Source organism: Pseudonocardia pini (assembly GCF_013870575.1).
GTDB classification, from domain to species: domain Bacteria; phylum Actinomycetota; class Actinomycetes; order Mycobacteriales; family Pseudonocardiaceae; genus Pseudonocardia; species Pseudonocardia pini.
Genome location: NZ_JACBXB010001077.1, coordinates 1 through 1,407, shown reverse-complemented (window position 1 = coordinate 1,407; position 1,407 = coordinate 1). Strand labels below are relative to the sequence as shown.

The 1,407-nt window shown below is 75.0% G+C and carries 2 protein-coding genes; one reads left to right on the top strand and one right to left on the bottom strand.

Annotated elements, in window-relative coordinates:
- Positions 1 to 1,214: CoA transferase (locus H5J29_RS32650; protein WP_181784751.1), on the top strand; the 1,214-nt coding region annotated here is incomplete at its 5' end.
- Between the two features lie 3 nt (positions 1,215 to 1,217).
- Here the strand turns inward: H5J29_RS32650 and H5J29_RS32645 are convergent.
- Positions 1,218 to 1,407 (bottom strand): hypothetical protein (locus tag H5J29_RS32645; RefSeq protein WP_181784750.1); only part of this gene is annotated, 190 nt, incomplete at its 5' end.

The window sequence follows — 1,407 nt, the reverse complement described above, 5'->3', positions numbered from 1 at the left end:
ACATCGAGGCGGACCTGCGCAGCGCACCGCACCGGCTCTGCCCCTTCTACGACCGCCGGTGGGAGCTGCTGCACGGGCTGCCGGTCGTGTCGGCCGCCAACCCGTCGCCCGCGTTCGGGTTCGCCTTCTACCCCACCGCGGACGACCGCTGGGTCATGCCGCTCAACGGCTACCCGAAGCTCAAGGTCGCGGCCCAGCGGCTCCTGGACTGCGCGGACACCCCGGAGGCGGTCGCCAGGGCGGTCCGCGGGTGGCCCGGGGCCGATCTGGAGGAGGCGGGCGCCGCCGCGGGCGTGGTGATGCCGCTGGTCCGGAGCCCGCTGGAGTGGTTGGCCACCGAGCAGCACGCGGCGCTGGCGGACACCCCGCTCGTCGAGATCACCAGGATCGGGGACAGCGAGCCCGAGCCGCTGCCCCCCGGCGACCTGCCGCTCTCCGGGATCCGGGCGCTGGGGATGGGGCACGTGATCGCGGGCGCGGGCACCGGGCGGGCGCTGGCGCTGCACGGTGCGGACGTGCTGAACCTCTGGCGCCCCACCGAGTTCGAGCACGACACGACCTACGTGACCGCGAACGTCGGAGTCCGGTCGGCGACGGTCCACCCCGGCCGCGGGGAGGGTCCGCGGATCGTGCGGGAGCTCCTCGCGGGCGCGGACGTGTTCTACGCCAACCGCAGGCCCGGGTACCTGGCCTCGATCGGGCTCTCCCCAGAGGAGGCCGCGGCGGCGCGGCCGGGGATCGTGCACGCCACGAACTCCCTGAACGGGGAACGCGGGCCGTGGCGGGACCGGGTCGGGTTCGACCAGACCGCGGGTGCGCTCACCGGGATGGCCGACCTGGAGGGCGCGGGCGGCGAGCCCCGGCTCTCCCCGATCCTCGTGGTCAACGACTACATCGTGTCCTGGCTGACGGCGGCGGGTGTCGTCGCTGCGCTGCGCAGGCGGGCCGAGGAGGGCGGGAGCTGGACGGTCCACGTGTCGCTGACCAGGGTGGCGCTGTGGATCCTGGGCCTGGGCGTGCTCGACCTGGGGTACGCGAAGGAGGTCGCGGGCACGGGCGGCGAGCACGCCTACCTCGATCCCGAGACCTTCACCGCGGACACCCCGCTGGGCCGCTACCAGGGCGTGACGGACCAGGTGCGGATGTCCGCGACCCCCGGCCACTACCGCCACATCCTCGTCCCGAGGGGCAGCGGCACCCCGACCTGGGAGTGAGTCTCAGAAGCGGCGGTCGTTGTCCCAGAGGCCCTCGCCGGTCCACGGGTCCCGGTTCTCCTCGTAGCGCTCCAGCGTGGGGCCGGGGAGCGGGCCCTCGGCGGGGGCCTCCGCGGTGCCGTCCTGGAAGGACCGCTCCTCGATCTCCTCCGGGTCCGCGGCGCGGTGGCGGCCGGCCTCCAGGCCACGCTGG